The sequence below is a fragment of the Ideonella sp. A 288 genome (genome assembly GCF_002198735.1).
Lineage (GTDB): Bacteria > Pseudomonadota > Gammaproteobacteria > Burkholderiales > Burkholderiaceae_C > Pseudaquabacterium.
The window spans coordinates 12,504-38,512 of record NZ_MWLO01000099.1 but is presented as its reverse complement, the minus strand read 5'-3'; the positions used below and the strand labels follow the sequence as shown (position 1 = coordinate 38,512).

Annotated in this window: 25 protein-coding genes; 10 read left to right on the top strand and 15 right to left on the bottom strand. The window is 70.0% G+C overall.

Annotated features, from left to right (window positions below; translation table 11 throughout):
- Positions 1-196: 196 nt before the first annotated feature.
- From EOINJALH_RS09530 to EOINJALH_RS09460, 14 genes are all read right to left on the bottom strand, one after another.
- Positions 197-1,513: an HD-GYP domain-containing protein gene (locus EOINJALH_RS09530; protein WP_088280117.1), complete on the bottom strand. Its 1,317-nt coding sequence runs from the start codon at positions 1,511-1,513 to the stop codon at positions 197-199.
- A gap of 118 nt (positions 1,514-1,631) precedes the next feature.
- Positions 1,632-2,333: a rubrerythrin family protein gene (locus tag EOINJALH_RS09525; protein ID WP_144289948.1), complete on the bottom strand. Its 702-nt coding sequence runs from the start codon at positions 2,331-2,333 to the stop codon at positions 1,632-1,634.
- Between the two features lie 175 nt (positions 2,334-2,508).
- Positions 2,509-5,094 carry a bifunctional aconitate hydratase 2/2-methylisocitrate dehydratase gene (acnB, locus tag EOINJALH_RS09520; RefSeq protein ID WP_088280115.1) on the bottom strand — a complete coding sequence of 862 codons (2,586 nt, stop codon included), beginning with the start codon at positions 5,092-5,094 and terminating at the stop codon, positions 2,509-2,511.
- Between the two features lie 197 nt (positions 5,095-5,291).
- On the bottom strand, positions 5,292-5,483 hold the full coding sequence (locus tag EOINJALH_RS09515; RefSeq protein WP_088280114.1) for a hypothetical protein: 192 nt from the start codon (positions 5,481-5,483) through the stop codon (positions 5,292-5,294).
- 163 nt (positions 5,484-5,646) lie between these two features.
- Complete coding sequence (locus EOINJALH_RS09510) at positions 5,647-6,201, bottom strand: hypothetical protein (protein ID WP_088280113.1); 555 nt, start codon at positions 6,199-6,201, stop codon at positions 5,647-5,649.
- A gap of 156 nt (positions 6,202-6,357) precedes the next feature.
- A complete protein-coding gene (locus tag EOINJALH_RS09505; protein ID WP_088280112.1) occupies positions 6,358-7,371 on the bottom strand; it encodes a CoA ester lyase in 1,014 nt (337 codons plus the stop codon).
- An 84-nt stretch (positions 7,372-7,455) separates the two neighbouring features.
- Positions 7,456-8,205 carry a sulfite exporter TauE/SafE family protein gene (locus tag EOINJALH_RS09500; RefSeq protein ID WP_234413751.1) on the bottom strand — a complete coding sequence of 250 codons (750 nt, stop codon included), beginning with the start codon at positions 8,203-8,205 and terminating at the stop codon, positions 7,456-7,458.
- Positions 8,202-9,959, bottom strand: a complete 1,758-nt coding sequence (locus EOINJALH_RS09495; protein ID WP_088280111.1) for an L-aspartate oxidase — start codon at positions 9,957-9,959, stop codon at positions 8,202-8,204. Before EOINJALH_RS09495 ends, EOINJALH_RS09500 begins: the two co-directional genes overlap by 4 nt.
- A complete protein-coding gene (locus EOINJALH_RS09490) occupies positions 9,959-10,570 on the bottom strand; it encodes a fumarate hydratase C-terminal domain-containing protein (protein WP_088280110.1) in 612 nt (203 codons plus the stop codon). The genes EOINJALH_RS09495 and EOINJALH_RS09490 overlap by 1 nt, the downstream gene beginning before the upstream one ends.
- Positions 10,571-10,580: 10 nt before the next feature.
- Complete coding sequence (locus tag EOINJALH_RS09485; protein WP_088280109.1) at positions 10,581-11,456, bottom strand: fumarate hydratase; 876 nt, start codon at positions 11,454-11,456, stop codon at positions 10,581-10,583.
- A gap of 19 nt (positions 11,457-11,475) precedes the next feature.
- A complete protein-coding gene (locus EOINJALH_RS09480; RefSeq protein WP_199873266.1) occupies positions 11,476-12,456 on the bottom strand; it encodes a tripartite tricarboxylate transporter substrate binding protein in 981 nt (326 codons plus the stop codon).
- 47 nt (positions 12,457-12,503) lie between these two features.
- Positions 12,504-12,860: a succinate dehydrogenase, cytochrome b556 subunit gene (gene sdhC, locus EOINJALH_RS09475; protein ID WP_088280121.1), complete on the bottom strand. Its 357-nt coding sequence runs from the start codon at positions 12,858-12,860 to the stop codon at positions 12,504-12,506.
- Positions 12,861-13,283: 423 nt separating this feature from the next.
- Positions 13,284-14,003, bottom strand: coding sequence for a succinate dehydrogenase/fumarate reductase iron-sulfur subunit (locus EOINJALH_RS09465; protein WP_088280107.1), 720 nt, complete (start codon positions 14,001-14,003; stop codon positions 13,284-13,286).
- Between the two features lie 22 nt (positions 14,004-14,025).
- On the bottom strand, positions 14,026-15,675 hold the full coding sequence (locus tag EOINJALH_RS09460) for a thiamine pyrophosphate-binding protein (RefSeq protein ID WP_199873264.1): 1,650 nt from the start codon (positions 15,673-15,675) through the stop codon (positions 14,026-14,028).
- 296 nt (positions 15,676-15,971) lie between these two features.
- Between EOINJALH_RS09460 and EOINJALH_RS09455 the strand changes: the two genes are divergently transcribed.
- Positions 15,972-16,880, top strand: coding sequence for a LysR family transcriptional regulator (locus tag EOINJALH_RS09455; protein ID WP_088280105.1), 909 nt, complete (start codon positions 15,972-15,974; stop codon positions 16,878-16,880).
- Positions 16,881-16,943: 63 nt separating this feature from the next.
- On the opposite strand, the gene EOINJALH_RS09450 is transcribed toward EOINJALH_RS09455, so the two are convergent.
- Complete coding sequence (locus EOINJALH_RS09450; RefSeq protein WP_088280104.1) at positions 16,944-17,930, bottom strand: malate dehydrogenase; 987 nt, start codon at positions 17,928-17,930, stop codon at positions 16,944-16,946.
- Positions 17,931-18,120: 190 nt separating this feature from the next.
- On the opposite strand from EOINJALH_RS09450, the gene EOINJALH_RS09445 reads away from it, so the two are divergent.
- From EOINJALH_RS09445 to EOINJALH_RS09405, 9 genes are all read left to right on the top strand, one after another.
- Positions 18,121-18,897, top strand: a complete 777-nt coding sequence (locus tag EOINJALH_RS09445) for a GntR family transcriptional regulator (RefSeq protein WP_199873262.1) — start codon at positions 18,121-18,123, stop codon at positions 18,895-18,897.
- Between the two features lie 100 nt (positions 18,898-18,997).
- Positions 18,998-19,423, top strand: coding sequence for a succinate dehydrogenase, cytochrome b556 subunit (sdhC, locus tag EOINJALH_RS09440; RefSeq protein ID WP_088280102.1), 426 nt, complete (start codon positions 18,998-19,000; stop codon positions 19,421-19,423).
- Between the two features lie 13 nt (positions 19,424-19,436).
- On the top strand, positions 19,437-19,802 hold the full coding sequence (sdhD, locus tag EOINJALH_RS09435; protein WP_088280101.1) for a succinate dehydrogenase, hydrophobic membrane anchor protein: 366 nt from the start codon (positions 19,437-19,439) through the stop codon (positions 19,800-19,802).
- A 4-nt stretch (positions 19,803-19,806) separates the two neighbouring features.
- The gene (gene sdhA, locus EOINJALH_RS09430; RefSeq protein WP_088280100.1) at positions 19,807-21,618 is read left to right on the top strand and encodes a succinate dehydrogenase flavoprotein subunit; all 1,812 of its coding nucleotides are present in this window, start codon (positions 19,807-19,809) and stop codon (positions 21,616-21,618) included.
- Between the two features lie 16 nt (positions 21,619-21,634).
- A complete protein-coding gene (locus EOINJALH_RS09425) occupies positions 21,635-22,339 on the top strand; it encodes a succinate dehydrogenase iron-sulfur subunit (protein ID WP_088280099.1) in 705 nt (234 codons plus the stop codon).
- Positions 22,340-22,372: 33 nt separating this feature from the next.
- Positions 22,373-22,663 carry a succinate dehydrogenase assembly factor 2 gene (locus tag EOINJALH_RS09420; RefSeq protein ID WP_088280098.1) on the top strand — a complete coding sequence of 97 codons (291 nt, stop codon included), beginning with the start codon at positions 22,373-22,375 and terminating at the stop codon, positions 22,661-22,663.
- A 16-nt stretch (positions 22,664-22,679) separates the two neighbouring features.
- Positions 22,680-23,990 carry a citrate synthase gene (gltA, locus tag EOINJALH_RS09415; protein WP_088280097.1) on the top strand — a complete coding sequence of 437 codons (1,311 nt, stop codon included), beginning with the start codon at positions 22,680-22,682 and terminating at the stop codon, positions 23,988-23,990.
- Positions 23,991-24,080: 90 nt separating this feature from the next.
- On the top strand, positions 24,081-25,424 hold the full coding sequence (locus EOINJALH_RS09410) for an acetyl-CoA carboxylase biotin carboxylase subunit family protein (protein ID WP_088280096.1): 1,344 nt from the start codon (positions 24,081-24,083) through the stop codon (positions 25,422-25,424).
- Positions 25,425-25,427: 3 nt separating this feature from the next.
- Positions 25,428-26,009, top strand: a complete 582-nt coding sequence (locus tag EOINJALH_RS09405) for a YHS domain-containing (seleno)protein (RefSeq protein ID WP_088280095.1) — start codon at positions 25,428-25,430, stop codon at positions 26,007-26,009.

Here is a 26,009-nt window from a genome sequence, read left to right as displayed (position 1 = left end):
GACACGGCGAAGGCCTTGTGCGCGGTGGCGGGCGCCGGTTCGCCCGAGACCGCGATGTGGGATGCCACCGTCAACTGCGAGGCCCACCGCAAACCCGATGCGCCCCGCTGCGCACCGGTCAACGTGAACGGCACCTGGATCGACAGTCCGCCTTAGCCTGGCACACCAGCCCGCCGCGTCGAGCCGTCGCCGAGGTTCAGTGCCCCGGCATGTGGAACCAGCTCATCTTGCGCCGCGGCAGCAGGTAGTCGAGCTCGTCCGCGGGCCGGTCGCGGGCCGACAGCGAGCGGTCGATCTTCAGGTCGGGCTCGCCGGCCAGATCGACGATGATGGCGTGGCTGCGCGGCACCCTGGCCTCGTACACCAGCACCTGCGGGCGCAGCGGCGCGTCGGTGGCGGCCGAGGCCACCACCACGCCGTCGCGGCCGTCGCTGAGCTGCACCAGCGAACCGGGCGGGTAGACCCCCATCGCGCGCACGAACAGCTGCAGCAGCACGGCGTCGAAGCCGGCCCGCTCCTTCGACCACATGCGCGCCAGCGCCTCCGAGGGCGACAGCGCGCGGCGCGGGTCGGTCGGGTTGGTCAGCGTGTCGAAGTGGTCAGCGATGGCGATCACCCGGGCGGCCAGCGGGATCTTCTTGTCGGTCAGCCCCGCGGGGTAGCCGCTGCCGTCCGACCGCTCGTGGTGGCACAGGATGGCGTCGAGCACGGGGCGTGACAGGAAGCCGGTGGCCGCGGCCTTGTCGTGGCCGATGCGGCAATGGGTCTGGTAGATCGCGTCCTCGAACTTGCTGCGGGCGGGCTTGCGCAGCAGCGAGTGGTCGAGCCCGATCTTGCCGATGTCGTGCAGCAGCGCGGCGATGCCGATCTCCTTCAGCGCCGCCTCGGGCAGCCGGGCGTGCCGGCCCAGCAGCAGCGCCAGGGTCATCACCGACAGCGCGTGCGCGTGCAGGATGTCGCTGTGGCCCTTGTCGGAGATCAGCGCGATGGCGCTGTCGGCGTCCTGCATCAGCACCGAGGTGGACGCGGTGCTGACCAGGGTGACCTGGCGCACGCTGTCTTCGGCGTTGGCGTCGAAGCTGCCGATCGCCTTGCCGACGGCCTGGGACGCGGCGGTGTAGTGGGCGCGGGTGGTGTCGAGCCGGACGCGCATCGCCTCGACCACCTTGGCGCGCGCCAGTTTCTGGTCGCGCTGACGGGCCATCTGCTCGATCAGTTCGGCGCGCTCGCGCAGTTGCTCTGGCGTGGGGGCGGCCGGCGCCTCGGACCGCGGCAGCGGCGGTGAATCGCAGCGCGCCGGGTCGCTGAACAGCGTGGGCAGGTTCATGGCCCGGATCTGGCTGACCTGGGTGCCGTCCGTGATGACGAACGAATTGAACATGAAGGGGTGGTCGATCCACCCGACTGGCAGGCGCACATGCACGCCCGGGCGCAGCTGGGACGCGTCGATCGCGATCTCGCCGCCGTGCGGTGTCGGGGCGGTGTCGGACTCGCCTGTGCCTTCATTGACCATGGGCTGCGATTGTGCCCAAGCCGGGCACCGCGACGCTGTGCCGGATGTCCGCGTCCGCGGCCCGACGGCGCCTCGCGCGACAGGCTGCGGGTCCGCCCGCGGGGGCCGAGTCAGGGCCTCACGCCGGCGGCTCGATGTGCCGGTAGTGGCGCGGCGGCTCCTTGCACACCGGGCAGGCATCGGCCGGCACCAGGTGGAGCGTGCAGCCGCACAGCTGGCACACGTGGTACTGGCCCGTCTTCTTGTCGATGGCCTTGGCCACCTGCTCGAAGAAGGTGGGTGACCAGCGCTGCACCTGGCGGATCTTGTCGCGGTGGCGCTGTTCGGTGGCCCAGGCGAAGTTGATCGCCGCCATGGCATCGGCATGGCCTTCGGGCCGCACCCGCTCGAGCAGTTTCGGGTAGTACTCGTCCACCGAGCGGATCTCGCCGTCGGCCGCCACCATCAGGTTGTCGCGCGTGCTGCCGGCCTTGACCTCGGGCCTGGGCACCGGCGCCACCTCGACGTTCAGCCGCGCCTGGATGCGGCCGAAGTTGCCGGCGTGCACCAGTTCGGCCGCCGCGAAGGCGACGAACAGGTAGGCGATGCCGCGGTAGCCCTCCTGCTGCGCGCGTCGGCCGAACTCGGTGTAGCGGTAGTACACGCCCATCTCGGCCACCTGCGCGTCGCGCATCGCGGCGGCGGTGATGGGGTAGGGGGCGGCCCGGGCCGACGCGGGCAGCCCGCCGGCGGTGGCCAGCGACCACGCGCCGACGTGGGTCAGCCAGTGGCGCCGCGAGCACCGGTGGCGCGGCGGGGCGAAGCGGGTTGGCGCGCGCATGGCAGGTACCTCCATCGAGGGACGAACGGCCCGACGCCTGTCACTGTGCGACGCGGATGCCAGGGCCGCATTGATCCGACGCAGGGCCCCGGAACGGAAAAGGCCCGCCGGGTTGCCCCGGCGGGCCTGTGTGGCTGCTTGGTGCTGCGCCGTCAGCGCGGCACGGCGGCGGCGATCAGGCCGTCACACCCTTGGCCACGTCCGCGTACTCTTCGATCTGGTCGAAGTTCAGGTACTTGTAGACCTTGGTGCCGTCCTTGTTCAGGCCGGCCATGTCGGCCTGGTACTCGGCCACGGTGGGGATGCGGCCGATCTTCGACGCGATGGCGGCCAGTTCGGCCGAGGCCAGGTACACGTTGGTGTTCTTGCCCAGGCGGTTGGGGAAGTTACGCGTGCTGGTGGACACCACGGTGGCGCCTTCGCGCACCTGGGCCTGGTTGCCCATGCACAGGCTGCAACCGGGCATCTCGGTGCGCGCACCCGCGGCGCCGAAGACGCCGTAGTGGCCCTCCTGCGTGAGCTGCTGCGCGTCCATCTTGGTGGGCGGCGCCAGCCACAGCTTGACCGGGATGTCGCGCTTGCCTTCGAGCAGCTTGCTGGCGGCACGGAAGTGGCCGATGTTGGTCATGCACGAGCCGATGAAGACCTCGTCGATCTTGGTGCCGGCCACCTGGGACAGCAGCTTGGCGTCGTCGGGGTCGTTGGGGCAGCACAGCACCGGCTCGGTCAGCTCGTTCAGGTCGATCTCGATGACCTCGGCGTACTCGGCGTCCTTGTCGGCCTCGAGCAGGTTGGGGTTGGCCAGCCAGGCCTCGACCTTCTCGATGCGGCGGGCCAGGGTGCGGGCGTCCGCATAGCCATCGGCGATCATGTTCTTCATCAGCACGACGTTGCTGGTGAGGTACTCCTTGATCGGGGCCGGGTTCAGCTTGACCGTGCAGCCGGCGGCCGAGCGCTCGGCCGAGGCGTCGCTGAGTTCGAACGCCTGTTCCACCTTCAGGTCGGGCAGGCCTTCGATCTCGAGGATGCGGCCCGAGAAGGCGTTCACCTTGCCGGCCTTGGCCACGGTGAGCAGGCCCTGCTTGATGGCGTAGTAGGGGATCGCGTGCACAAGGTCGCGCAGCGTGATGCCGGGCTGCATGGTGCCCTTGAAGCGCACCAGCACCGATTCGGGCATGTCCAGCGGCATCACGCCGGTGGCCGCGCCGAAGGCCACCAGGCCCGAGCCGGCCGGGAAGCTGATGCCGATCGGGAAGCGGGTGTGGCTGTCGCCACCGGTGCCCACGGTGTCGGGCAGCAGCAGGCGGTTGAGCCAGCTGTGGATCACGCCGTCACCTGGGCGCAGCGAGACACCGCCGCGGCTGCTGATGAAGGCCGGCAGCTCGCGGTGGGTCTTGACGTCCACCGGCTTCGGGTAGGCCGCGGTGTGGCAGAAGCTCTGCATCACCAGGTCGGCGCTGAAGCCCAGGCAGGCCAGGTCCTTCAGCTCGTCGCGGGTCATCGGGCCGGTGGTGTCCTGGCTGCCGACGGTGGTCATCTTCGGTTCGCAGTAGGTGCCCGGGCGCACGCCCTGGCCTTCCGGCAGGCCGCAGGCGCGGCCCACCATCTTCTGCGCCAGCGTGAAGCCGGCCGTCGTGGCGGCGGGCGGCTGCGGCAGGCGGAACACGGTGGAGGCAGGCAGGTCGAGGAACTCGCGCGCCTTGGCGGTGAGCGAACGGCCGATGATCAGGTTGATGCGGCCGCCGGCGCGCACTTCGTCGAACAGCACGTCGCTCTTGAGCTTGAACTCGGCGGCCACCTTGCCGGCCTTCTCGATCTTGCCCTCATAGGGGTAGACGTCGATCACGTCGCCCATGTCGAAGGCCGACACGTCGACCTCGATCGGCAGCGCGCCGGAGTCTTCCTGCGTGTTGAAGAAGATCGGGGCGATCTTGCCGCCCAGGGTGACGCCGCCAAACCTCTTGTTGGGAACAAATGGGATGTCTTCGCCGAAGCCCCAGATGATGCTGTTGGTGGCGCTCTTGCGGCTGGAGCCGGTGCCGACCACGTCGCCCACATAGGCGACCAGGTGACCCTTCTGCTTCAGCTCCTCGATGAACTTCATCGGGCCGCGCTTGCCGTCTTCTTCGGGCGTGATGCCGGGGCGGGCGTTCTTCAGCATCGCCAGATAGTGCAGCGGGATGTCGGGGCGGCTCCAGGCGTCGGGCGCGGGCGACAGGTCGTCGGTGTTGGTTTCGCCGGTGACCTTGAACACGCTGACGGTGATCTTCTGGGCCACTTCGGGGCGCGAGGTGAACCACTCGGCGTCGGCCCAGCTCTTGACCACAGCGTGCGCGTAGGCGTTGCCGGCCTTGGCCTTCTCGGCCACGTCGTGGAAGAAGTCGAACATCAGCAGCGTCTTCTTCAGCGCCGCGGCGGCCACGCCTGCCACGTCCTGGTCGTCGAGCAGGTCGATCAGCGGCTTGACGTTGTAGCCGCCCACCATGGTACCCAGCAGCTCGGTGGCCTTGGCCTTGGAGATGAGGGCGACCGACAGGTCACCGTGCGCCACGGCCGACAGGAAGCTGGCCTTGACCTTGGCGGCGTCGTCCACGCCCGGGGGCACGCGGTGCGTGAGCAGATCCAGCAGGAAGGCGTCCTCGCCGGCCGGCGGGTTCTTGATCAGCTCGACGACTTCGGCGGTCTGCTGGGCGGTCAGCGGCAGCGGGGGAATGCCGAGGGCAGCGCGCTCGGCCACGTGTTGGCGATAGGCTTGCAGCATTTCGGGGGCTCCTGTCAGGCGGTCGGTGGACGTGGGGGAAGACTCAGGGTTAGTCCCATATTTTATGTCTTATATAAGACTTGCCAAGCGCTTTTTGCCCCTGGCGGCTCCATCGCGGGGGATTGTGGCGCAGCGCAACATTCCGGGGCGAAAAAAAGCCCGCGGGACGCGGGCTTTGCAGGGTTGTCAGGCTGGGATCAGCCGTTGTCTCGCATCCACTGCGCGGCCCATTCGTCCGAACGGGCCTGGGCGCGGGCGCCACTGGTCATGGTCCAGACGAGCGAACCGGTGGCGAACAAGAGCGGCACGGCGGCCAGGATGATGTTGATCATGAACGGGGTTTCGGCAGGTGGAGGAGTGGGCGCATCGATGATGCTGCGGCGCAGCATATCGGGGGGCGCGCCCGTGCGCTGAGGACGCGGGCAAGGGCCCGGTCCACGCAGGGTTTTCGGCCTGCCGGCCGCACTCTTGAATCGCCGCGCCGAGGCGCGGACGGCGTGCAAGCTGCCGCGGTGGCCCTCGGGGCCGTGCGGCAGGCCGGCGCCGCGGCCGTCAGTTGCGCAGCATGGCCGGGGCGCTGGCGCCGCCGGCGGCCTCGACCGCGGCGGTGGCCGCGCGCTGTTCGGAATGCTGGCAGGCGTCGACCATGCGCTGGCCGATGCGGGCGTTCATCAGCATCGACTTGGCGGGGATCTGCAGCCAGACGACGCCGGCCTTCTTGTCCTCGAGCCGCACTGCGCCGGTGGTGGTTTCCTCGGGCACCATCGTGTAGGTGGCCTTCTTGAAGCCCACCTTGAAGTGGCCCGGCTGGCCGCTCACCGAGTTGACGCTGACCTTCTGGTTGAACTCGCAGTCGGCGGTGCCGGTGAGCACGCGGTTGGCCACTTCGAGCTGCGCGTCGCTGATGCGTTGCACCGTGGTGGTGGCCAGGGCCAGCCCCTTGGCCTTGTTGTTGAGCTGCTGGCGCGATGCGCTGGGCTTGGATGCCGCCTTGGCCACGGGCTTGGCACCCGCCGGGGCGGCATCGGCGGCCAGCACGGCCACGGGCAGCCCGAGGGCCATCGAACAGAGCAGGGTGGCGATCGGGCGCAGGGCGGTGGCGTTCATCGTGGCGGGCGTCGGTGCGAAGAGGCCGATTGTGCGCGCCCCGCCACCGCTGCGGCGTAAGGACTGGCCCCGGACTGCAACCACCGGCAAGCGCGCGCGGTTCTGGTGGCTGCCCGGCGCAGCCCGACGATCCGCCGGGCGTGTCGCGGCCCCCGATCAGACCGGCAGCACGCCGAAGAAGGCCTCCATCGCCTGCGCCGGCAACGGCTGCCCGGTGCGCCGCGCGCGCTCGATCACCTGCCAGAAGTAGCGGTAGCTGGCGCGGTCGTGCAGGGTGTCGCGGTGGCGGATGGGTGCCCACTGCGCGGCCTGGGCCGCGGCGATGATCTCGATGGCCTCGTCGACCTCCGCCACGCTGGGCGCGAAGGCATCGACGATGGGCTGGATCTGCGCCGGGTGGATGCTCCACATGCGGGTGTAACCGAACTCGCGCGCGGCGCGCGTGGCGGCGGCCTGCAGCGCCGCGGCGTCCTTGAACTCGGTGACCACGCAGTGCGAGGGCACCTTGCCAGCGCCATGGCAGGCGGCCGAGATCTCGAGCTTGGCGCGCACCACCAGAGGGTGCTCGAATTGCCCTCGGGCGCTCATGCCCGACTTGGGGATGGCGCCGCGGTGCGCCGAGACGAAGTCCATCAGCCCGAACGACAGCGATTCGATGCGCGGCAGCGCGGCGATGGCCTGCACGTCGCGCAGCGCGCCGTGGGTCTCGACCAGCGCATGCACCGGCAGCGCGGCGCCGCGGCCGTGCACGCGGGCCACGTGCTCGATGTGGGCGATGGCCTGCTGCACGTCGGCCAGGTGGCGCGGCTTGGGCAGCATCACGAAGGCCAGGCGGTCGCCGGCGCGGCCGACCAGCGTCTCCACGTCGGCGGCGAAGCTGGGGTGGTCGAACGGGTGCACCCGCGCCGCGACGCGGCCGAAGCGGTTGTCGGCCGACAGCGCGATGTCGGCCACCATCGCCGCATGCTCGGCCTCGCCGCCCACCGGCGCGCCGTCCTCGCAGTCGAGCGTGATATCGAACACCGGGCCCATCTCGGCCTGCAACTGCAGCGCCTTGCGCATGCGCAGCTCGACGCCGCAGTAGTGGTCGCAGACCGGCAGGTGCGGCCGGGCCGCCTCTTCGGGGTCGAACAGGGCATCGCTGGGCAGCACGCGGGCAGGGGCAGTCATCGGGACGCTTCTCGGCATTGGCTCGTGGTGGGCGGGTAGGTTAGCGTGAAACGACCCGCCGGCGGCACACGGCCGCCGCCCGCGTCACCCGGCCTGCCAGCCCCGCCACAGCAGGCTGGCGCCGCTGAAGGCCAGCAGCGCCCAGATCACCCGGCGCACCTGCGCCTGCGGCACGCGCGCGTGCAGCCGGCTGCCGATTAGGTAGCCCAGCACCGCGCAGGGCACCAGCACCAGCGCCAGCTTCACCAGCCCGGGCTGGGCGTAGAAGCCGCTGCCGGTGAACAGCACCAGCCGCACCACGGCCGAGCCCAGGATCAGCGCGCCGATGGTGGCGCGCAGCCGGGCCGTGTCGTGGATGCGCCGGGCGAAGTACAGCGTGTACACCGGCCCGCCGGTGCCGAACATCGACGAGTACACCCCGCCCACCAGGCCGGCCGGGACGGCCCAGCGCGTCGACAGCGGCGCCGGGTCGGCGTGGCCGAACAGGCTCCACAGCGCATAGGCCAGCACCGAGGCGCCCAGCACCGCCAGCAGCCACCGCTCCTGCGCATGCTGCAGCAGTACCACGCCCAGGCCCATGCCGACCAGCAGCCACGGCACCAGGCGCAGCAGTTCGGCGCGCTCGATGAGCGGCCGGTTCTTCAGGCCCATCAGGCCGGCCGAGAACAGGTCGAGCACCAGCAGCATCGGCACCGCGAAGCGCAGCGTCATCACATGCGCCAGCAGCGGCAGCGCCACCAGGTTGGCGCCGAAGCCGCCGAAGCCGAACACCGTGTAGGCCAGCGTGATCGTCGCGGCCGCGGCCGCGAGATCGGGCCAGGACAGTTCGGTCAAGCGGCGTGGCCGGCCGGCGCGCCGGTGGCCGTGTCGTCGAGCAGCGACTGTCCCGGCGCCACGCGGGTGAAGCGCACCGGCTCGCGGGCCAGCGACAGGCCGTCGCCGTGCTGGGTCACCACCTGGTAGGTCGAGGTGGGCAGGTCGCCGGTGAGCGGAAAGTCTTCGCGGAAGTGCGCGCCGCGCGAATCCTCGCGGGCCAGCGCCGACGTGGCGATGACGCGGCTGGTGGCGATCAGGTTGCGCAGGTTCAGCCAGTCGTGCCAGCCGAGTTGGAAGGCCCGGTCGCCGTCGGCCACACCGGTGCGGGCCAGCTGCGCGTCGAGCTCGCCCAGCGTGTGCAGCGCGCGCCGCAGGCCGTCGGCGGTGCGCAGGATGCCCACGTCCTGCCACATGCAGTCGAACAGGGCTTCGCGGATGGGCTCCAGCGATGCGGCCGGCTGCTGGAAGGGGCGCTCGTGCCAGGCGCGGCTGTGCGACAGCGCCGCCTCGTCGGGCTCGCGCCAGCGGCCTTCGCGCTTCACCCAGGCGGCCATGCTGTCGCCGGCGATGCCGCCGAAGACGGTGGAGTTGGCCACGCCGTTGCCGCCCAGGCGGTTGGCGCCGTGCACGCCGCCGGTGTCTTCGCCGGCGGCGAACAGGCCCGTCAGCGCCGTGCTGCAGTCGGCCCGGAAGACCACGCCGCCCATCATGTAGTGTGCGGTGGGCACCACCTCGACCAGGCCGGCGGCCAGGTCGAAGCCGCAATCGGCGCAGCGTTCGACCATGCCCTTGAACTGTCGGCGCACGTTGTCGGGGCCCAGGTGTTCCATTTGGATGTAGACGCCGCCGTTGGGCGAGGTGCGGCCCTCGCGCATCTCGGTGAAGATCGAGCGCGAGACGATGTCGCGCGTGGCGCGTTCCAGCCGCGGGTCGTAGCGGTCCATGAAGCGCTGCTTCGCGCCGTTCAGCAGGTAGCCGCCCGAGCCGCGCAGGCCTTCCTCGAGCACCGTGCCGGTCATGCGCGTGCCGGTGCCGGCCAGGAGGCCGGTGGGGTGGAACTGCACCATCTCCATGTCGCGCAGGCCCAGCCCGGCGCGCAGCGCCATGGCCAGGCCGTCGCAGCTCTTGTCGCCGGACGGCGTGTGGTACTTGTACATCGTCGGCCCGCCGCCGGTGGCCAGCAGCACCGCCCGCGCCTGCACGAAGACGAAGCCGCCGTCGCGCATGTCGATCATCAGCACGCCGGCCAGCGCATGGCCGTCGGCGGTCTTGACCAGTTCGACGGCGCGGTGCTCCTCGAGCCGGGCGATGCCGCGCGACCACACCTGCTCGGACAGGCGGTTGATGATCTCGATGCCGGTCAGGTCGCCCTTGTGCACCGTGCGGTCGAAGGTCTGGCCGGCGAAGGCCTTCTGGTGCACGCTGCCATCGGGGTTGCGGTCGAAGAAGCAGCCCAGTTCGTTCTCGAGTTCGTGGATGCGCTCGATGGCAGTGCTCACCAGCGTCCAGGCCAGGTCCTGGTCGGCCAGCCACTTGCTGCCGTCGATGGTGTCCATGAAGTGGCGCTCGACCGAGTCGCCCGGCGCCAGCGCCACGTTGTAGCCGCCCTGGACCATGCGCGTGCAGCCGCACTTGCCCAGCAGGCCCTTCACCGCGACGGTGATCTTCAGCTCGGGCGCGGTCTGGTGCGCATGCAGCGCGGCGAACAGGCCGGCGCCGCCGGAGCCCAGGATCAGCACGTCCGTCTGCAGGCGCCGGATGGTCGTGTCCATCACGCCTTCACCCCCAGCCCGGCCAGCACCGCGGCGCGGCGCGACTGCGCCTCGTCGCGCACCACGCTGTAGAGGCTGCCGCCGTGGCTGTCCATGGCCACCAGCAGCGGGCCGAAGTTGCGGATGCGGAAGCGCCACAGCGATTCGGGGTTCAGGTCGTCCAGGTCCGCCGCCTCGATCTGCTCGATCCAGGTGGTCTCCAGTGCCGCGGTGCCTCCCACGATCGCGAGGTAGGCGCCGCCGAGTTCGCGGAAGGCCTCGGCCGAGGCCTCGCGCAGTCCGCCCTTGCCGACGATCAGGCGCACGCCCATCTGCGTCATCAGCGGCCGGGTGAAGCGCTCCATGCGGTCGGATGTGGTGGTGCCGATGCAGATCGGCTGGTAGCCGGCCGGGTGCGCCTCGCTGGGGTCCACCTTCTTGACGTTCGGCGCGGTGTGGATGACGGCGTGGCCGCGCAGGTCGAAGCGGGTGCTGCGGCCACGGTCGAACAGGTGGATCTGCGTGGCGTCGCGGATGCCGAACAGCGTGCGCTGCAGCGTGACGGTGTCGTTGACGTGCAGCGCGCGCACCTGCGCCTCGGTCACCGGCATCTCGAGTTCGTGGTGGGCCATTTGCGTGATCCTAGAAGCCGTAGGCCACGCCCGACGGCGTGAAGGTGGCGCGGGCCCGCCGCGCCGAGTGGCACTGCATGTTCACCGCGATCGGGTTCATCGTGATGTGCGTGGCCGCCAGCTCGATGTGCACCGCGAACGCGGTGGCATCGCCGCCCAGGCCCTGCGGGCCGACGCCGAGCTGGTTCACCGCCGCCGACAGCTGTGCCTCGAGCGCGGCGCCCTGCGGGTCGGCACAGTGGCTGCCCAGCGGCCGCGTGGCGGCGCGCTTGGCCAGCGCCACCACCAGGTCGGACGTGCCGCCCAGGCCCACGCCGACGATCGTCGGCGGGCAGGTCTTGCCGCCGGCGGCCAGCACGCAGTCGACGACGAAGGTCTTGATCGCGTCGATGCCCTCGGCCGGGATGGCCATCTTCAGGAACGAGTTGTTCTCGGAGCCGCTGCCCTTGGGGATCATCTCGATCTCCAGCACCTCGGGCGCGTCGCTGAAGTCGACGTGGATCACCGGCACGCCGATGCCGCAGGAGGTGTGCTCGTTCTGCCGCGTCAGCGGGTGCACCACCGAGCTGCGCAGCGGGTACTCGCGCGTGGCACGCTCGCAGCCGCGGCGGATGGCCTGCACGAGCGCATGGCCGTCGACCTGCACGCCGCGGCCGATGCGCAGGTTGTAGATCGGCACGCCGGTGTCCTGGCACAGCAGGTTGTCGGTGGCTTCGGCGACCTCGATGTTGGTCACCATCGTGGCCAGCATTTGGCGCGCGGTGGCGCCGGTCTCGCGGCCCTGCAGCTGCCCGAAGCCGGCCTTGATGTCCGGCGGCAGGACCTTGAGCGCGCGGATGTACAGCGTCTTGGCGGCGTCTTCCACCGCCTGCAGGTCGATCTTCATCGCGGCCTCGGCTGGCGTGTCAGTTGGCGACGAGCTTGCGGTTCTTCACCACCGTGGCCCAACGCAGCATCTCGGCGTCCATCGCCTTGGCGAAGTCTGCGGTGGCGTTGCCCACCGGCACCATGCCCTGCACGTACAGGCGCGCCTTGGTCTCGGTCTCGGCCAGCACCTTGGCGGTGTCGCGTTGCACCTTGGCCAGCACCTCGGCCGGCGTGCCGGCAGGGGCCAGCAGGCCGAACCAGCCGATGTTCTCGAAGCCCGGCAGGCCGCTCTCGGCCACGGTGGGCACGTCGGGCAGCAGCGGCGAGCGGGCGGTGCTGGTGACGGCCAGCGCGCGCAGCCGGCCATTGCCCAGCAGCGCCGAGGCGGCCGCGAAGTTGCCCACCATCATCTGCGTCTGGCCGCCGATCAGGTCGGTGTAGGCCGGCGCCTCGCCCTTGTAGGGCACGTGGCTGATGTCGATGCCCGCCGCGTCGGCGAAGTTCTCGGCCGCCATGTGCACCTGGCTGCCCACGCCGGCCGAGCCGAAGTTGACCGACCCCGGCTTGGCCTTGGCCAGCGCGATCAGGTCGTTCAGGCTCTTGGCCGGCGAGGCCTCGGGCACCACCACCAGCATCGGGCCCTGGGCCACGTTGGTGATGGGCACCAGGTCCTTCTTGGTGTCGAAGGGCATGCGCTTGTACAGCGCCGGGTTGATGGTGATGCTGCCCGACGCGAAAAGCAGCGTGTGGCCGTCGGCCGCCGACTTGGCCACCACGTCGGCGCCCACGTTGCCGCCGGCGCCGGCGCGGTTCTCGATGACCACCGACTGGCCCCACAGCGCCGACAGCTTCTGCCCCACCATGCGGGCGATCACGTCGGTGGAGCCGCCGGGTGCAAAGGGCACCACCATGCGCACGGGTTTGGTCGGCCAGCCGTCCTGTGCGAGCGCCGGTCCGACGAGGGTGGCCAGGGCGGCGGCGGCGAGCAGGCTCAGGGCCGATCGGCGTTGGGGTGTCATGGGCAGGTCTCCGGTCTTGTGATGGGTGAAGCGGGAAAGGCAGTCTTTCAGGCCAGCAACGACAGCGCGAAGGCCATGCCGGCGGCGGCGGCGAACGCCACGGCACCGGCGATCCAGTCCTTGCGCAGGCCCGAGGCGCTGCCGAACTCGATCAGCAGCAGCCGCACGCCGCCGGCCAGGTGCAGCGACAGCAGCACCACCAGGCCCCATTCGGCGAACTTGAACAAGGGCTGGTCGGCCAGGCGCAGGAAGCCGTCCAGCGCCGCGGCGCCCTGCAGCGCCTGGCCCAGCGCCCAGAAATGCAGTGGCAGGAAGAGGGCCAGGCCCAGGCCCGACAGGCGGTGCACCAGGAAGGCCCAGTAGGCTGGGTGCGCACGGGCGCGTCGGTCGATGCGGCGCGTCATCGGGCGACTCATGGAGCCCCCCAGCACACGGCGACCACGGCGCGCAGCCCCAGCACCAGCAGCACCAGCGCGGCGGCGCGCGACAGCCAGGCGGCAGACGCTTCGCCCAGCCCGCCCCATTCGCGCGCGATGTTGGCCAGGCCCACCGGCACGTGCACGGCGCAGGCCACGACGAAGCCGGCATAGAACGCGCCGAAGGCCCAGCTGCCGCGGGTGCGCCCCAGGATTTCGGCCGCGCTGAGCCCGCCGCGCACGGCATAGACCATCACCGCCAGGTGACCCAGCACGAACAGCGCCAGCACCATCGCGCTGATGCGCTGCCAGTACCAGCGCCGCGCCTGGGCCAAGGCCTCGGCCTCGGCGGCGGCGGCGGCGGCGCTGGTNAGCATGACCGCGCCGCGGCGCGCGCGGGCGCGGTCATGCTCACAGCTTGCCCCTCACGGCCAGGCGGGCCACCGTGCGCTTCAGGCCCGAGATCGCCAAGGTCGGCGCCAGGCCCTTGGGGCAGCGCTCGGTGCACGAGCCCTGCGTGTGGCAGGCATGGCAGCCGGCATCGCCGGCCACGGCGCGCAGGCGCTCGGTCTGCTGCACGTCGCGCACGTCGTTGACCAGCGTCCAGGCGCGGTTCAGCGCGGCCGGGCCCAGGTAGTCGGGCCGCCAGGCGACCACGTCACATGACGAATAGCACACCGCGCAGCCGATGCATTCGATGCCGGCGTTGGCGGCGGCGCGCTCGGGCGAGGCGGGCGCGACGCGGGCGAAGTCGTCGTGGCGCGTCGCGGTGCCCTGGAACTGGCCCTTGGCGCGGGCCCACTTGTCGAAGAACCCGGACATGTCGGTGGCCAGGTCCTTGATCACCGGCAGGTTGGCCAGCGGCGCGATCTCGAGCCGGCCATCGGCGCCGACCACCTTGGCCACATGGGTGCGGCAGGTCCAGCGGGCCTGGCCATTGACCGTCATCGCGCACGAGCCGCACATGCCCACGCGGCAGGCGAAGCGGTAGCTGAGGTCGGGCTCGAGGTGGCGCTGGATGTGGGTGACGACGTCGAGCACGGTCTGGCTGGCCTGGCGCGGCACCTCGTAGTGGCTGAAGGCGCCTTCGCCGCGGCCACGCCAGAGCGAGACGCTGAGGGTGTCGGTCATGCGCGTGGGCTCCCGGGTCGCGTCATGGTGCCAGTGCCCGCCGCACCTGCGGCGCGGGCACGCCCTCGATCATCACGTTGACGCAGGCCGGCAGGCCCGAGTCCAGCGCCCGCTGCACCGCGGGCAGCAGGCCGGCCGGTTCGGTGACGCATTCGCCGTGGCCTCCGAAGGCGGCGGTGACGAGGTCGTAGCGCGTGGGCCGCAGCTCGCAGCCGATGAGCCGCTCGGCGCCGTAGTCCTTCAGCTGGATCTGGTGCTCGGCGTTCCAGCGCGCGTCGTTGCCCACCACGGCGACCAGCGGCAAGCCGTAGCGCAGCGCGGTGTCCATCTCGGCCAGGTGGAAGCCGAAGGTGCCGTCGCCCATCACCGCGACGATGGGCGCCGTCGGCAACGCGCAGCGCGCCGCCAGCGCGAAGGGCAGGGCCGATCCGATGGAGCCGGCGACGCCGTTGATGACGCGGTGCGGCGCGCGCAGGCAGGCCTGGGCCCATTGGCCGATCTCGCCGCCGTCGGAGATGAACACCGCATCGGGATGGCTGTCCAGCACCGCCTGCAGCGGCGCCAGCGCCTGCACCGGGTGCAGGCGGCCGGGCTCGCTGGCGCGGGCCTGCGCCCAGGCCGCGGGCCGGAAGGACAGGGCGTCGCGCACGGCGCCGCACCAGGCGCCGTGCTCGCTGTCGATCGGCAGGGCCTTCGCCACGCGGGTGAGTGAGTCGACGGCCGAGGCCGCGTCCGCCTGGGTGGAGGCCAGCAGGCGCGTGCCGACGGCGCGGCGGGTGCGCTCGACCTCGGCCGGTTCGGCGTCCACCTGCAGCCAACGCGCGTCGGGTCGGAAGGCCGGGGCCTGGCCGAACTTCAGCGTGAAATCGAGCCGCTTGCCGACCAGCAGGACGAGATCGCTCTCGGCCAGCACGTCGGCCAGCGCGCCGGCGCTGGGGTCGGCCACGCCGCGGGGGCTTTCCATGCCGATGACGGGCACGCCGCAGGCGGACTCCAGCGCCGCCGCCGCAAGCCGGCCGCCGCGCGTCAGGCTGCCGGGCCCGGCCAGGATCAGCGGCCGGCGGGCCTGGCGCAGCAGGCCGAGCATCGCCAGTGCGTCGCGGTCGCCCAGCGGCATCGGCACGGGGGCGAAGGCCTCGTCGCGGGGCAGGTCATCGAGCGAGGCGGGCGATTCCAGCGCGTCGCTCGGCAGGCTCAGGTGCACCGGGCCATGGCGGCCGCTGCGCGCCAGTTGCATCGCGCGGGCCAGGTCGGCGGCCACGGCGGCCGGGCCGGCGCAGGTCCACGAGGCCTGGGTCACCGGCGCGGCCATGTCGGCCTGGCGCATTTCCTGGAAGGCGCCCATGCCGAGTTGGGCATGGGGCGCATGGCCCGACAGCAGCAGCACCGGCGATTCGGCCATCTGCGCGGTGTAAAGGGCCGACACGGCGTTGGCGTGGCCCGGCCCACCGGTGACCAGCGCCACGCCCACCTCGCCGGTGAGCCGCGCCCAGGCGTCGGCCATGTGCACTGCGGCGGCCTCGTGGCGGGTGTGGATCAGCCGGATGCCGCTGCCCAGCAGCGCGTCGTACACCGGCATGATGTGGTTGCCGGACAGCGAGAAGACCACGCGCGTGCCGGCACGTTGCAGCGTGCGGACCAGCGCGTCGGCGCCACGCGGGGCCCGGCTCACTGGTATACCTTCGTGCTGGGCACTGCGGTATTCGCCCTTGGGACGGCCCGGCGGGCTCATGGCCGTGCCGCCCGGCCGACCGGGCGCACCGGCGCGTGCCGTCGGGGGGCCGCGAAGGCAGGCGAGCGTCGGAGGCGTTCCAGCATGGAGGTCCTGGGGTCGGGCGCGCCTGGAGGCGCAACGCCGCCGACGATAGCCCGCCGCGCTGCAAAGCCAAAGCGAATCTTTCTGCGCCTGAGCGAAAGTTCGGCTTTACAGTGGCGGCGCTGCGCAGGGCCCTTTCGCCCGCGGCGACCATGCCTTCGATCCGCACCCTCGAGACCTTCCTCTGCGTCACCCGGCTGGGCAGTTTTGCCGCGGCCGGGCAGGCGGTGGGCCTCACCGCCGCCGCGGTGGGCCTGCAGATGCGCGCGCTGGAAGACGAACTGGGCCGGCCGCTGTTTGACCGCGGCGGGCGCCGCGTGGTGCTCAACACCGCCGGCCGCGGCCTGGTGGCACCGGTGAAGGACCTGCTCGACCGCTGGCAGGCGCTGGCGCTGCCACCGCAGGGCGAGCAGCTCGGCGGCACGGTGGTGATGGGCGCGCTGGTGTCGGCGCTGATGGGTGCGTTTGCCGACGCGCTGTGGGCGCTGAAGCGACAGCACCCGGCGCTGGAGGTGACGCTGCTGGCCGGCCTGTCGGCCGACTTCGCGGCGCGGGTGGACCGTGGCGAGCTGGATGCGGCCGTGGTGACGCAGCCGCCGGTGCGCTTGCCGTCGGGGCTGCGCTGGACGGGGCTCTACGCCGAGCCGATGGTGCTGATCGTGCCGAAGCGGCCGCACTTTGCGCTGCCGCCCGACCCGCTGGAAATCCTGGCGCAGAGCCCGTTCATGCGCTTCGACCGCCAGACCTGGACCGGCCACCTCGTCAACGAGGCGCTGGCACAGTGCCGGGCGAGGGTGAAGGAGGGCATGGAGCTGAATTCGGTCGAGGCCATCGTGGCGCTGGTGCGACAGGGCTTCGGTGTGTCGATCGTGCCGCAGCTGGCCAATGTGCAGTGGTCGCGCGACCGCGCGCTGCAGATCGTGCCGCTGCCGCAGGTCACCGTGCAGCGGCAGGTGGGCCTGCTCGAGCGGCGGCAGCACAGCCGCGAGCGCTTCACCGCGGCGATCAAGGCGCACTTCGCCGCGGGTGCGGCGGCGCTGCACGCGGCCGGTCGGGCCTGACCAAGAAACAAGAAGGGCCGGCCCCTTGCGGTGCCGGCCCTGCGTGGTGCGAATGCCGCGGGATCAGAGCAGGTGCTTGACGCCGTCCTGCTCGCCCTGCAGCTCGGCCAGGGTCTTGTTGATGCACTCCTGCGAGAAGGCGTCGATGGTCAGGCCTTCGACGAGCTTGTACTCGCCACCGGCGCAGGTGACCGGGAAGCCGAACATCACGTCCTTCGGGATGCCGTATTCGCCGTTGCTGGGGATGCCCATGGTGACCCAGGCGCCGTTGGTGCCCAGGGCCCAGTCGCGCATGTGGTCGATGGCGGCGTTGGCGGCCGAGGCGGCCGACGACACGCCACGCGCCGCGATGATGGCCGCGCCGCGCTTGCCGACGGTGGGCAGGAAGGTCTCGGCGTTCCAGACCTGGTCGTTGATCATGTCCTTGACCGAGGCGCCGTCGATGGTGGCGAAGCGGTAGTCGGCGTACATGGTGGGCGAGTGGTTGCCCCACACCGCCAGCTTCTGGATGCTGGACACCGGCTTGCCGGTCTTGGCGGCGATCTGGCTGGCGGCACGGTTGTGGTCCAGGCGCAGCATGGCGGTGAAGTTCTTGCGCGGCAGGTCGGGGGCCGACCTCATCGCGATGTAGGCGTTGGTGTTGGCCGGGTTGCCGACCACCAGCACCTTGACATTGCGGCTGGCCACGGCGTTCAGGGCCTTGCCCTGCGCGGTGAAGATCTGGGCGTTGGCGGCCAGCAGGTCGGCGCGCTCCATGCCGGGGCCGCGGGGGCGGGCGCCGACGAGCAGGGCGTAGTCGGTGTCCTTGAAGGCGGTCATCGGGTCGCTGTGCGCTTCCATGCCGGCCAGCAGCGGGAAGGCGCAGTCTTCCAGTTCCATCATCACGCCCTTGAGCGCTTCCTGGGCCTTCTCGACGGGCACTTCCAGCAACTGCAGGATCACGGGCTGGTCCTTGCCCAGCATCTCGCCGGAGGCAATGCGGAACAGCAGGGCGTAACCGATCTGGCCGGCGGCGCCGGTGACTGCCACGCGGACGGGCTTCTTGCTCATGGGGAACTCCGTTGGAAGGGGTGGGGAATTCGAGCCGGCTTCGCGGCCGGGGCGGGGCCCGTGAAGGCCTGCGCGCAGTGTAGGCCAGTCTAGGGGTTGATACGTAGCCTGTCAAAGGTCTTATGTCTTCTATAAGACATCTGTCAGCATTCGGTGGACGAGGTTTCGCGGCTGTGCTGCAATGCGGTGCATGTCGACTGCGGCACTGCCCCTCCAACCCCCGCCGGTGGTCGAGCCTGCCGGCGAGGCCGCACCCGCCTTCAGCCCGCTGTACCAGCAGATCAAGGCGCTGATCACGCGCGAGCTGCAGGCCGGCGTGTGGAAGCCCGGCGAATCGATCCCCAGCGAGCTCGACCTGGCTGCGCGCTTCAAGGTCAGCCAGGGCACGGTGCGCAAGGCCATCGACGAACTGGCCGCCGAGAACCTGCTGGTGCGCCGGCAGGGCAAGGGCACCTTCGTCGCCACCCATTCCGAGCGCCAGATCCAGTACCGGTTCCTGCGGCTCGAGCCCGACGACGGCGTGGCCCGCGACATGGAGCGCCGCCTGATCGACTGCCGCCGCGTGCGCGCGCCGGCCGACGTGGCGCGGGCCCTCGACGGCAAGAGCGGCGATTCGGTGGTGCAACTGCGCCGCCTGCTGCTGGCGCAGGGCCGGCCGGTGGTGTTCGACGAGATCTGGCTGCCGGGCGGCCTGTTCAAGGGCCTGTCGGCCGAGCGCCTGTCCGACTACAAGGGCCCGATGTACGGCATGTTCGAGACCGAGTTCGGCGTGCGCATGATTCGTGCCGACGAAAAGATCCGCGCGCTGGCCGCCGATGCGGCGGTCGCCGAGTGGCTGGCCGTGCCTCAGGGCGCGCCGCTGCTGAGCGTCGAACGCCTGTCATTCACCTACGGCGACAAGCCGGTGGAGCTGCGCCGCGGGCTCTACAACACCGAGCAGCACTTCTATCGCAACGCACTGAGCTGAAGGCGCTGCGCCGCGACCGCGCAGTGTCCAAGGTTCCGGTAAGCCTGCTGCTGTGCAATAAACTCCTCTGGTTTCCCCGGATCACAAGAGACGACACTCCATGGCTGAGATATCCAAGCCTCGCCCCGGCGAGAACATGCGCCTCATCGAGGCACTGCAATACAGGTTGCCCATTGCCGGCATCGTGTCCATCCTGCACCGCGTCAGCGGCGTCATGATGTTCGTGCTGCTGCCCCTGGTGATCTGGCTGTTCGACACCAGCGTCACCTCCGAGGTGTCCTTCGACCGCTTCGCGGGCGCCTTCACCTTCGGCATCGGCTTCGTGCCGGGCCTGCTCGTCAAGCTGGCCGTGCTGGGCCTGATCTGGGCCTACCTGCTGCATGCCATCGCCGGCACCCGCCATCTCTGGATGGACATCACCCACAGCGTCACCAAGGCGCATGGCCGATCGTCCGCCATCGTCACCACGGTGCTGAGCCTCGGCCTGACCGTGGTGCTCGGTGCCAAGCTGTTCGGCCTGTACTGAAGGATCCGCACCCATGGCCATCAACCACGGTTCGAAGCGCCTCGTCGTCGGCGCGCATTACGGTTTCCGCGACTGGCTCAGCCAGCGCGTCACGGCAGTGCTGATGCTGCTGTTCACGCTGGCGCTGCTGCTGCAGGTGCTGCTGTCGTCGGGCCCGATCGGCTACGACAAGTGGTCGGGGATCTTCTCGCAGCAATGGATGAAGGTGCTCACCTTCGTCGTCGTCGTCTCGCTGGGCTACCACGCGTGGGTGGGAATGCGCGACGTGTGGATGGACTACATCAAGCCGGTGGGCCTGCGCCTGGTGGCGCAGGTGTTCACGATCGTCTGGCTGGTGGGCTGCGCCGGTTGGGCGGTCCAGGTGCTCTGGAGACTCTAAGCAAATGGCTGTCGTCAAAACTTCGCTGGCACGTCGCAAGTTCGACGTGGTGATCGTCGGTGCCGGGGGCTCCGGCATGCGCGCGTCGCTGCAACTGGCGCGCGCCGGCCTCAACGTGGCTGTGCTGTCCAAGGTGTTCCCGACGCGCTCGCACACCGTCGCTGCGCAGGGGGGCATCGGTGCCTCGCTCGGCAACATGTCCGAGGACAACTGGCACTTCCACTTCTACGACACCGTCAAGGGCTCCGACTGGCTCGGCGACCAGGACGCGATCGAATTCATGTGCCGCGAGGCGCCCAAGGTCGTCTACGAGCTCGAGCACTTCGGCATGCCGTTCGACCGCAACCCCGACGGCACCATCTACCAGCGCCCGTTCGGCGGCCACACCGCCAACTACGGCGAGAAGCCGGTGCAGCGCGCCTGCGCCGCGGCCGACCGCACCGGCCACGCGATGCTGCACACGCTGTACCAGCAGAACGTCAAGGCGCGCACGCAGTTCTTCGTCGAGTGGATGGCGCTCGACCTGATCCGCGACGCCGACGGCGACGTGCTCGGCGTCACCGCGCTCGAGATGGAGACCGGCGAGGTCCACATCCTCGAGGCCAAGACCACGCTGTTCGCCACCGGCGGCGCCGGCCGCATCTACGCCGCCAGCACCAACGCCTTCATCAACACCGGCGACGGCCTGGGCATGGCCGCGCGCGCGGGCATCCCGCTCGAGGACATGGAGTTCTGGCAGTTCCACCCCACCGGCGTGGCCGGCGCGGGCGTGCTGCTCACCGAAGGCTGCCGCGGCGAAGGCGCGATCCTGCGCAACGTCAACGGCGAGCGCTTCATGGAGCGCTATGCGCCCACCCTGAAGGACCTGGCACCGCGCGATTTCGTCTCGCGCTGCATGGACCAGGAGATCAAGGAAGGCCGTGGCTGTGGTCCGAACAAGGACTACATCAACCTCGACATGACCCACCTGGGTGGCGACACCATCCTCAAGCGCCTGCCCAGCGTCTTCGAGATCGGCCACAACTTCGCCAATGTCGACATCACCAAGGAAGCCATCCCGGTGGTGCCCACCATCCACTACCAGATGGGTGGCATTCCCACCAACATCAACGGCCAGGTGGTGGCGCCCAAGAACGGCATCCACAACGACGTGATCAATGGCCTGTACGCGGTGGGCGAATGCTCCTGCGTCAGCGTGCACGGCGCCAACCGGCTGGGCACCAATTCGCTGCTCGACCTGCTGGTGTTCGGCAAGGCCGCCGGCAACCACATCGTCGATGCGCACGCCAAGACGGCCAAGAACCACAAGCCCCTGCCGGCCGATGCGGCCGACCGCTCGCTGGCGCGCATCGCCCGCCTCGACAGCAGCACGGGCGGCGAGTACTCGCAGGACGTGGCCAACGACCTGCGCGCCACCATGCAGAAGCACGCGGCCGTGTTCCGCACGCAGGAGCTGCTCACCTCCGGCACCACCGCCGTGGCCAAGGTGCGCGAGCGCGTCGCCGGCATCACGCTGAAGGACAAGAGCAAGGTCTTCAACACTGCCCGCATCGAGGCGCTGGAGGTCGAGAACCTGATCGAGGCCGCGCAGGCCACGATCGAGTCCGCCGCCGCCCGCCACGAGTGCCGCGGTGCCCACACCGTCAAGGACTACGAGCGCGGTGCCGACGATCCGCAGTTCCCGCTCGGCCGCAACGACGTCGAGTGGATGAAGCACACGCTCTGGTACAGCCAGGGCAACCGGCTCGAGTACAAGCCGGTGCAGCTCAAGCCGCTCACCGTCGACAGCGTGCCGCCCAAGGTTCGCACCTTCTGAACACCGGGATCCCACCATGACGATGCGTTCATTCCAGATCTACCGCTACGACCCCGACAAGGACGCCAAGCCGTACATGCAGACCGTCGAGGTCGAACTCGACGGCTCCGAGCGCATGCTGCTTGACGCCCTGATCAAGCTCAAGTCGGTCGACCCGGCCATCAGCTTCCGCCGCTCGTGCCGCGAAGGCGTGTGCGGGTCGGACGCGATGAACATCAACGGCAAGAACGGCCTGGCGTGCCTGACCAACATGCGCGACCTGCCCGGCACCGTGGTGTTGAAGCCGCTGCCCGGCCTGCCCGTCATCCGCGACCTCATCGTCGACATGACGCAGTTCTTCAAGCAGTACAACTCGATCAAGCCCTACCTCGTCAACGACACGCAGCCGCCCGAGAAAGAGCGCCTGCAGACGCCCGAGGAGCGCGACGAGCTGAACGGCCTGTACGAGTGCATCCTGTGCGCCAGCTGCTCCACCAGCTGCCCCAGCTTCTGGTGGAACCCCGACAAGTTCGTCGGCCCCGCCGGCCTGCTGCAGGCCTATCGGTTCATCGCCGACAGCCGCGACCAGGACACCGCCGGCCGCCTCGACAACCTCGAAGACCCGTACCGCCTGTTCCGCTGCCACACCATCATGAACTGCGTGGATGTGTGCCCGAAGAGCCTGAACCCGACCAAGGCCATCGGCAAGATCAAGGAACTGATGGTGCGTCGCGCCGTTTAGGTGCGATGCGGACAGCTTGCTGAAAGCCCCAGCGTGGACACTGTTCTCGATCCGACCGATCTCAGCCGGCTCAAGTGGCGCTGCCGCCGGGGCATGCTCGAGAACGATCTGTTCATCGAACGGTTCTTCCTTCGTCACGAGTCCACGCTGTGCACGCGGCATGCAACGGGACTCGAGCTGCTGATGGACCTGGCCGACAACGACCTGCTGGATCTGCTGCTGGCGCGTCGCGACCCCGACGGTGCGCTGGCCACCCCCGAGGTGCTCGAAGTGCTCGGCATGCTGCGTGCTAGAGACCCCTCGCCTGCCCAACGTGTGAACTGAGTAAAAGGGAAAGACCATGACCCCGTCCGACGTGAAAGCCACCCTGTCGTTCTCCGACGGCAGCCCGAGCATGGAACTGCCCATCTACAAGGGCACCATCGGCCCGGATGTCATCGACATCCGCAAGCTCTACGGCCAGACGGGCAAGTTCACCTACGACCCGGGCTTCCTGTCCACCGCGTCGTGCAACTCGACCATCACCTACATCGACGGCGACAAGGGCGAGCTGCTGTACCGCGGCTACCCGATCGAGCAGCTGGCCGTGCAGTGCGATTACCTCGACACCTGCTACCTGCTGTTGTACGGAGACCTGCCGAACGCCGACAAGCGCAAGGGCTTCCACAAGCTCGTCACGAACCACACGATGGTCAACGAGCAGATGCAGTTCTTCCTGCGCGGCTTCCGCCGCGATGCGCACCCGATGGCGGTCATGACCGGCCTGGTGGGCGCGCTGTCGGCCTTCTATCACGACAGCACCGACATCAACAACCCGCAGCACCGCGACATCGCGGCGATCCGCCTGATCGCCAAGATGCCCACGCTGGTGGCCATGGCCTACAAGTACTCGGCCGGCCAGCCGTACATGTACCCGAAGAACGACCTCTCGTACGCCGGCAACTTCATGCGCATGATGTTCGCCACGCCGTGCGAGGACTACCACGTCAACCCGGTCATCGAGCGCGCGCTCGACCGCATCTTCATCCTGCACGCCGACCACGAGCAGAACGCCAGCACCTCCACGGTCCGCCTGTGCGGCTCGTCGGGCACCAACCCGTTTGCCGCCATCGCGGCGGGCGTGGCCTGCCTGTGGGGCCCGGCGCACGGCGGCGCCAACGAGGCGGCGCTGAACATGCTGGAAGAGATCCAGCGCAATGGCGGCGTCGAGAAGATCGGCGAGTTCATCAAGCAGGTCAAGGACAAGAACTCCGGCGTCAAGCTGATGGGCTTCGGCCACCGCGTGTACAAGAACTACGACCCGCGCGCCAAGCTCATGCGCGAGACCTGCCACGAGGTGCTCACCTCGCTGGGCCTGCACAACGACCCGCTGTTCAAGCTGGCGATGGCGCTCGAGAAGATCGCCCTGGAAGACGACTACTTCGTGTCGCGCAAGCTGTACCCGAACGTCGACTTCTACTCCGGCATCGTGCAGCGCGCGATCGGCATCCCCGTGTCGCTGTTCACCGCGATCTTCGCGCTGGCCCGCACCGTGGGCTGGATCGCCCAGCTCAACGAGATGATCGGCGACCCCGAGTACAAGATCGGCCGCCCGCGTCAGCTGTATGCCGGCTCGGTCTCGCGCGACATCAAGCCCCTCGCCGATCGCTGATCGACGGTCCCGTCGCCGCTGGCGCGTTCCAGCGGCCCTGCGCGGCCACCTTCGGGTGGCCGCGTCGTTTTGCGGCCACAATCGTCGCCCATGACTTCGCCCCGCATCGGTGCACTGTTCACCTACGACTGGGATGCCGAGGGCCTGGCCCGCCTCGAGCCGCGATGGCGGTTCGAGCACGCGGGCTTCGACCTCTTTGCGTTCCCGAGCAACGCCCGCCTGGTTGGCTTCGATCTCGGGCGCTTCGTCGATCGCCTGTCTCGGCGCGCGCGGCGCGAGGGCTGGGTGGGTGTGCTCTCGCACCACGAGCAGTTCGGCGCGCTGGCCGCGGCGCTGCTGGCCGAGGCGCTTGGCCTGCCCGGCACCTCGCCCGAGGCGGTGCTGGCCTGCCAGCACAAGCTGCATGCCCGACAGGTGCTCGACCAGGTGTGCCCGGAGGCCAACCTGGCCTACCGCGAGCTGCCCACCGTCTACGGCGAGGACATCCCCGACGGCTTGAGCTACCCCAGCTTCGTCAAGCCGGTGAAGGCGGCGTTCTCGGTGCTGGCGCGCAAGGTGCGCCACCGCGAGGAACTGCAGGCCCACACCCGCTTCGGCGCCTGGGAGCTGTGGGTCATCCGGCACCTCGTCGAGCCCTTCGAGCGCATTGCCCGCCAGCGCCTGCCGGCCGCCGGCACGGCGCACCGCATGATGCTCGAGGAGCCGCTGCATGCCGCGCAATACAACCTCGACGGCTGGGTGCACGAGGGCCAGGTGCACCTGCTCGGTGTCGTCGACGCGGTGATGTACCCGGGCACACAGGCCTTCATGCGCTTCGATCACCCCAGCCGCCTGCCCGAGGCGGTGCAGCGCCGGGCGCTCGACGTGGCGCGGCGCTTCCTGAACGCGGTGGGCTTCGAGCACGGCTTCTTCAACATGGAGTTCTTCCACGACGCGGCCACCGACCGCCTGGCGGTGATCGAGTTCAATCCGCGCCTGGCGTCGCAGTTGGCCGACCTCTACCGGCGCGTGCACGGCATCGATGCGCACGCGATGTCGGTGGCCCTGGCGATGGGCGAAGACCCAGCCGCCGTGCCGCGCCTGGAGCCCACCGCCGGGGCGGCGTCGAGCTTCGTCTACCGTGCCTTTGCGGCGGACGAGGTGCCGCCGATGGCCTCCTCCGGCCAGGTGAACGCGATGCAGGCGGCCTTCGACGACGCGCTGCTGCTGCGCTTCCCGAAGGCCGGCAGTTCGTTGCAGCGCGATTTCAAGTGGCTGAGCAGCCACCGCTATGCCGTGCTGCACCTGGGCGGGCGCGACGAGCACGACCTGCGCGAGCGCTGCATCCGCGCCAGCACGATGCTCGGCTGGCCGGCGCCCTATGCGGAACTCGCCCATGCAGCCGAAGCTCACATCCCGTGGCAGCCCCTTCCACAGTCCTCCAGCGGAGATTGACCCATGCGCGTGCGCGCCCTGTTGTTCAGCCTGATGCTCGTGTTCCTGGCCGGTTGCGGGGCCATGACGGCGCAGAACCCATCCTCGGCGCTGCGGCCGGTCAACGCGGTGGCCGACGGCGGCGACGAGCGCGTGATGCTGGCCGGCCACGACGTGGTGGCCTACTGGACCTTGAATCGCCACGCCCTGGGCCTGCCTCAGTTCAAGAGCGTCTATGAAGGCGTCACGTTCCGCTTTGCCAGTGCCGAGCACAAGGCCTTGTTCGACCAGGCGCCGACGCGTTACCTGCCGCAGTACGGCGGCTACTGTGCCAATGGATTGGTCTACGGCATCCCCTGGGGGGGCGATGCCGACACCTGGCGCATCGACAACGGGCGCCTGTTCATCTTCGGCGGGGCCGGGTCCAAGGCCGCCTTCGAGCTCGACGTGAAGGGCAACACCGAACTTGCCGACCGCTACTGGAAGGACGAGGTCGCCGGCAGCAACAGCTTCGTGCAGCGGGCCCGGCGGCTGGTGTTCCGCGTGCCGCACTACAAGAGCGGCGCCGAACTCGCGGCCGCGGTGCAGGCGGCCAAGCGCCCGTGA

Bases quoted from the DNA above. Each gene is read 5' to 3' on its own strand.
- sdhA (WP_088280100.1), top strand. From the start codon at position 19,807: ATGGCTGTCGTCAAAACTTCGCTGGCACGTCGCAAGTTCGACGTGGTG.
- EOINJALH_RS09510 (WP_088280113.1), bottom strand. From the start codon at position 6,201: ATGAACGCCACCGCCCTGCGCCCGATCGCCACCCTGCTCTGTTCGATG.
- EOINJALH_RS09505 (WP_088280112.1), bottom strand. From the start codon at position 7,371: ATGACTGCCCCTGCCCGCGTGCTGCCCAGCGATGCCCTGTTCGACCCC.
- EOINJALH_RS09480 (WP_199873266.1), bottom strand. From the start codon at position 12,456: ATGACACCCCAACGCCGATCGGCCCTGAGCCTGCTCGCCGCCGCCGCC.
- sdhC (WP_088280121.1), bottom strand. From the start codon at position 12,860: ATGACGCGCCGCATCGACCGACGCGCCCGTGCGCACCCAGCCTACTGG.
- EOINJALH_RS09455 (WP_088280105.1), top strand. From the start codon at position 15,972: ATGCCTTCGATCCGCACCCTCGAGACCTTCCTCTGCGTCACCCGGCTG.
- EOINJALH_RS09515 (WP_088280114.1), bottom strand. From the start codon at position 5,483: ATGCTGCGCCGCAGCATCATCGATGCGCCCACTCCTCCACCTGCCGAA.
- acnB (WP_088280115.1), bottom strand. From the start codon at position 5,094: ATGCTGCAAGCCTATCGCCAACACGTGGCCGAGCGCGCTGCCCTCGGC.
- EOINJALH_RS09485 (WP_088280109.1), bottom strand. From the start codon at position 11,456: ATGAAGATCGACCTGCAGGCGGTGGAAGACGCCGCCAAGACGCTGTAC.
- EOINJALH_RS09445 (WP_199873262.1), top strand. From the start codon at position 18,121: ATGTCGACTGCGGCACTGCCCCTCCAACCCCCGCCGGTGGTCGAGCCT.
- EOINJALH_RS09530 (WP_088280117.1), bottom strand. From the start codon at position 1,513: ATGGTCAATGAAGGCACAGGCGAGTCCGACACCGCCCCGACACCGCAC.
- EOINJALH_RS09465 (WP_088280107.1), bottom strand. From the start codon at position 14,003: ATGACCGACACCCTCAGCGTCTCGCTCTGGCGTGGCCGCGGCGAAGGC.
- EOINJALH_RS09410 (WP_088280096.1), top strand. From the start codon at position 24,081: ATGACTTCGCCCCGCATCGGTGCACTGTTCACCTACGACTGGGATGCC.
- sdhC (WP_088280102.1), top strand. From the start codon at position 18,998: ATGGCTGAGATATCCAAGCCTCGCCCCGGCGAGAACATGCGCCTCATC.
- EOINJALH_RS09495 (WP_088280111.1), bottom strand. From the start codon at position 9,959: ATGGACACGACCATCCGGCGCCTGCAGACGGACGTGCTGATCCTGGGC.
- EOINJALH_RS09425 (WP_088280099.1), top strand. From the start codon at position 21,635: ATGACGATGCGTTCATTCCAGATCTACCGCTACGACCCCGACAAGGAC.
- EOINJALH_RS09490 (WP_088280110.1), bottom strand. From the start codon at position 10,570: ATGGCCCACCACGAACTCGAGATGCCGGTGACCGAGGCGCAGGTGCGC.
- sdhD (WP_088280101.1), top strand. From the start codon at position 19,437: ATGGCCATCAACCACGGTTCGAAGCGCCTCGTCGTCGGCGCGCATTAC.
- EOINJALH_RS09450 (WP_088280104.1), bottom strand. From the start codon at position 17,930: ATGAGCAAGAAGCCCGTCCGCGTGGCAGTCACCGGCGCCGCCGGCCAG.
- gltA (WP_088280097.1), top strand. From the start codon at position 22,680: ATGACCCCGTCCGACGTGAAAGCCACCCTGTCGTTCTCCGACGGCAGC.
- EOINJALH_RS09405 (WP_088280095.1), top strand. From the start codon at position 25,428: ATGCGCGTGCGCGCCCTGTTGTTCAGCCTGATGCTCGTGTTCCTGGCC.
- EOINJALH_RS09525 (WP_144289948.1), bottom strand. From the start codon at position 2,333: ATGCGCGCGCCAACCCGCTTCGCCCCGCCGCGCCACCGGTGCTCGCGG.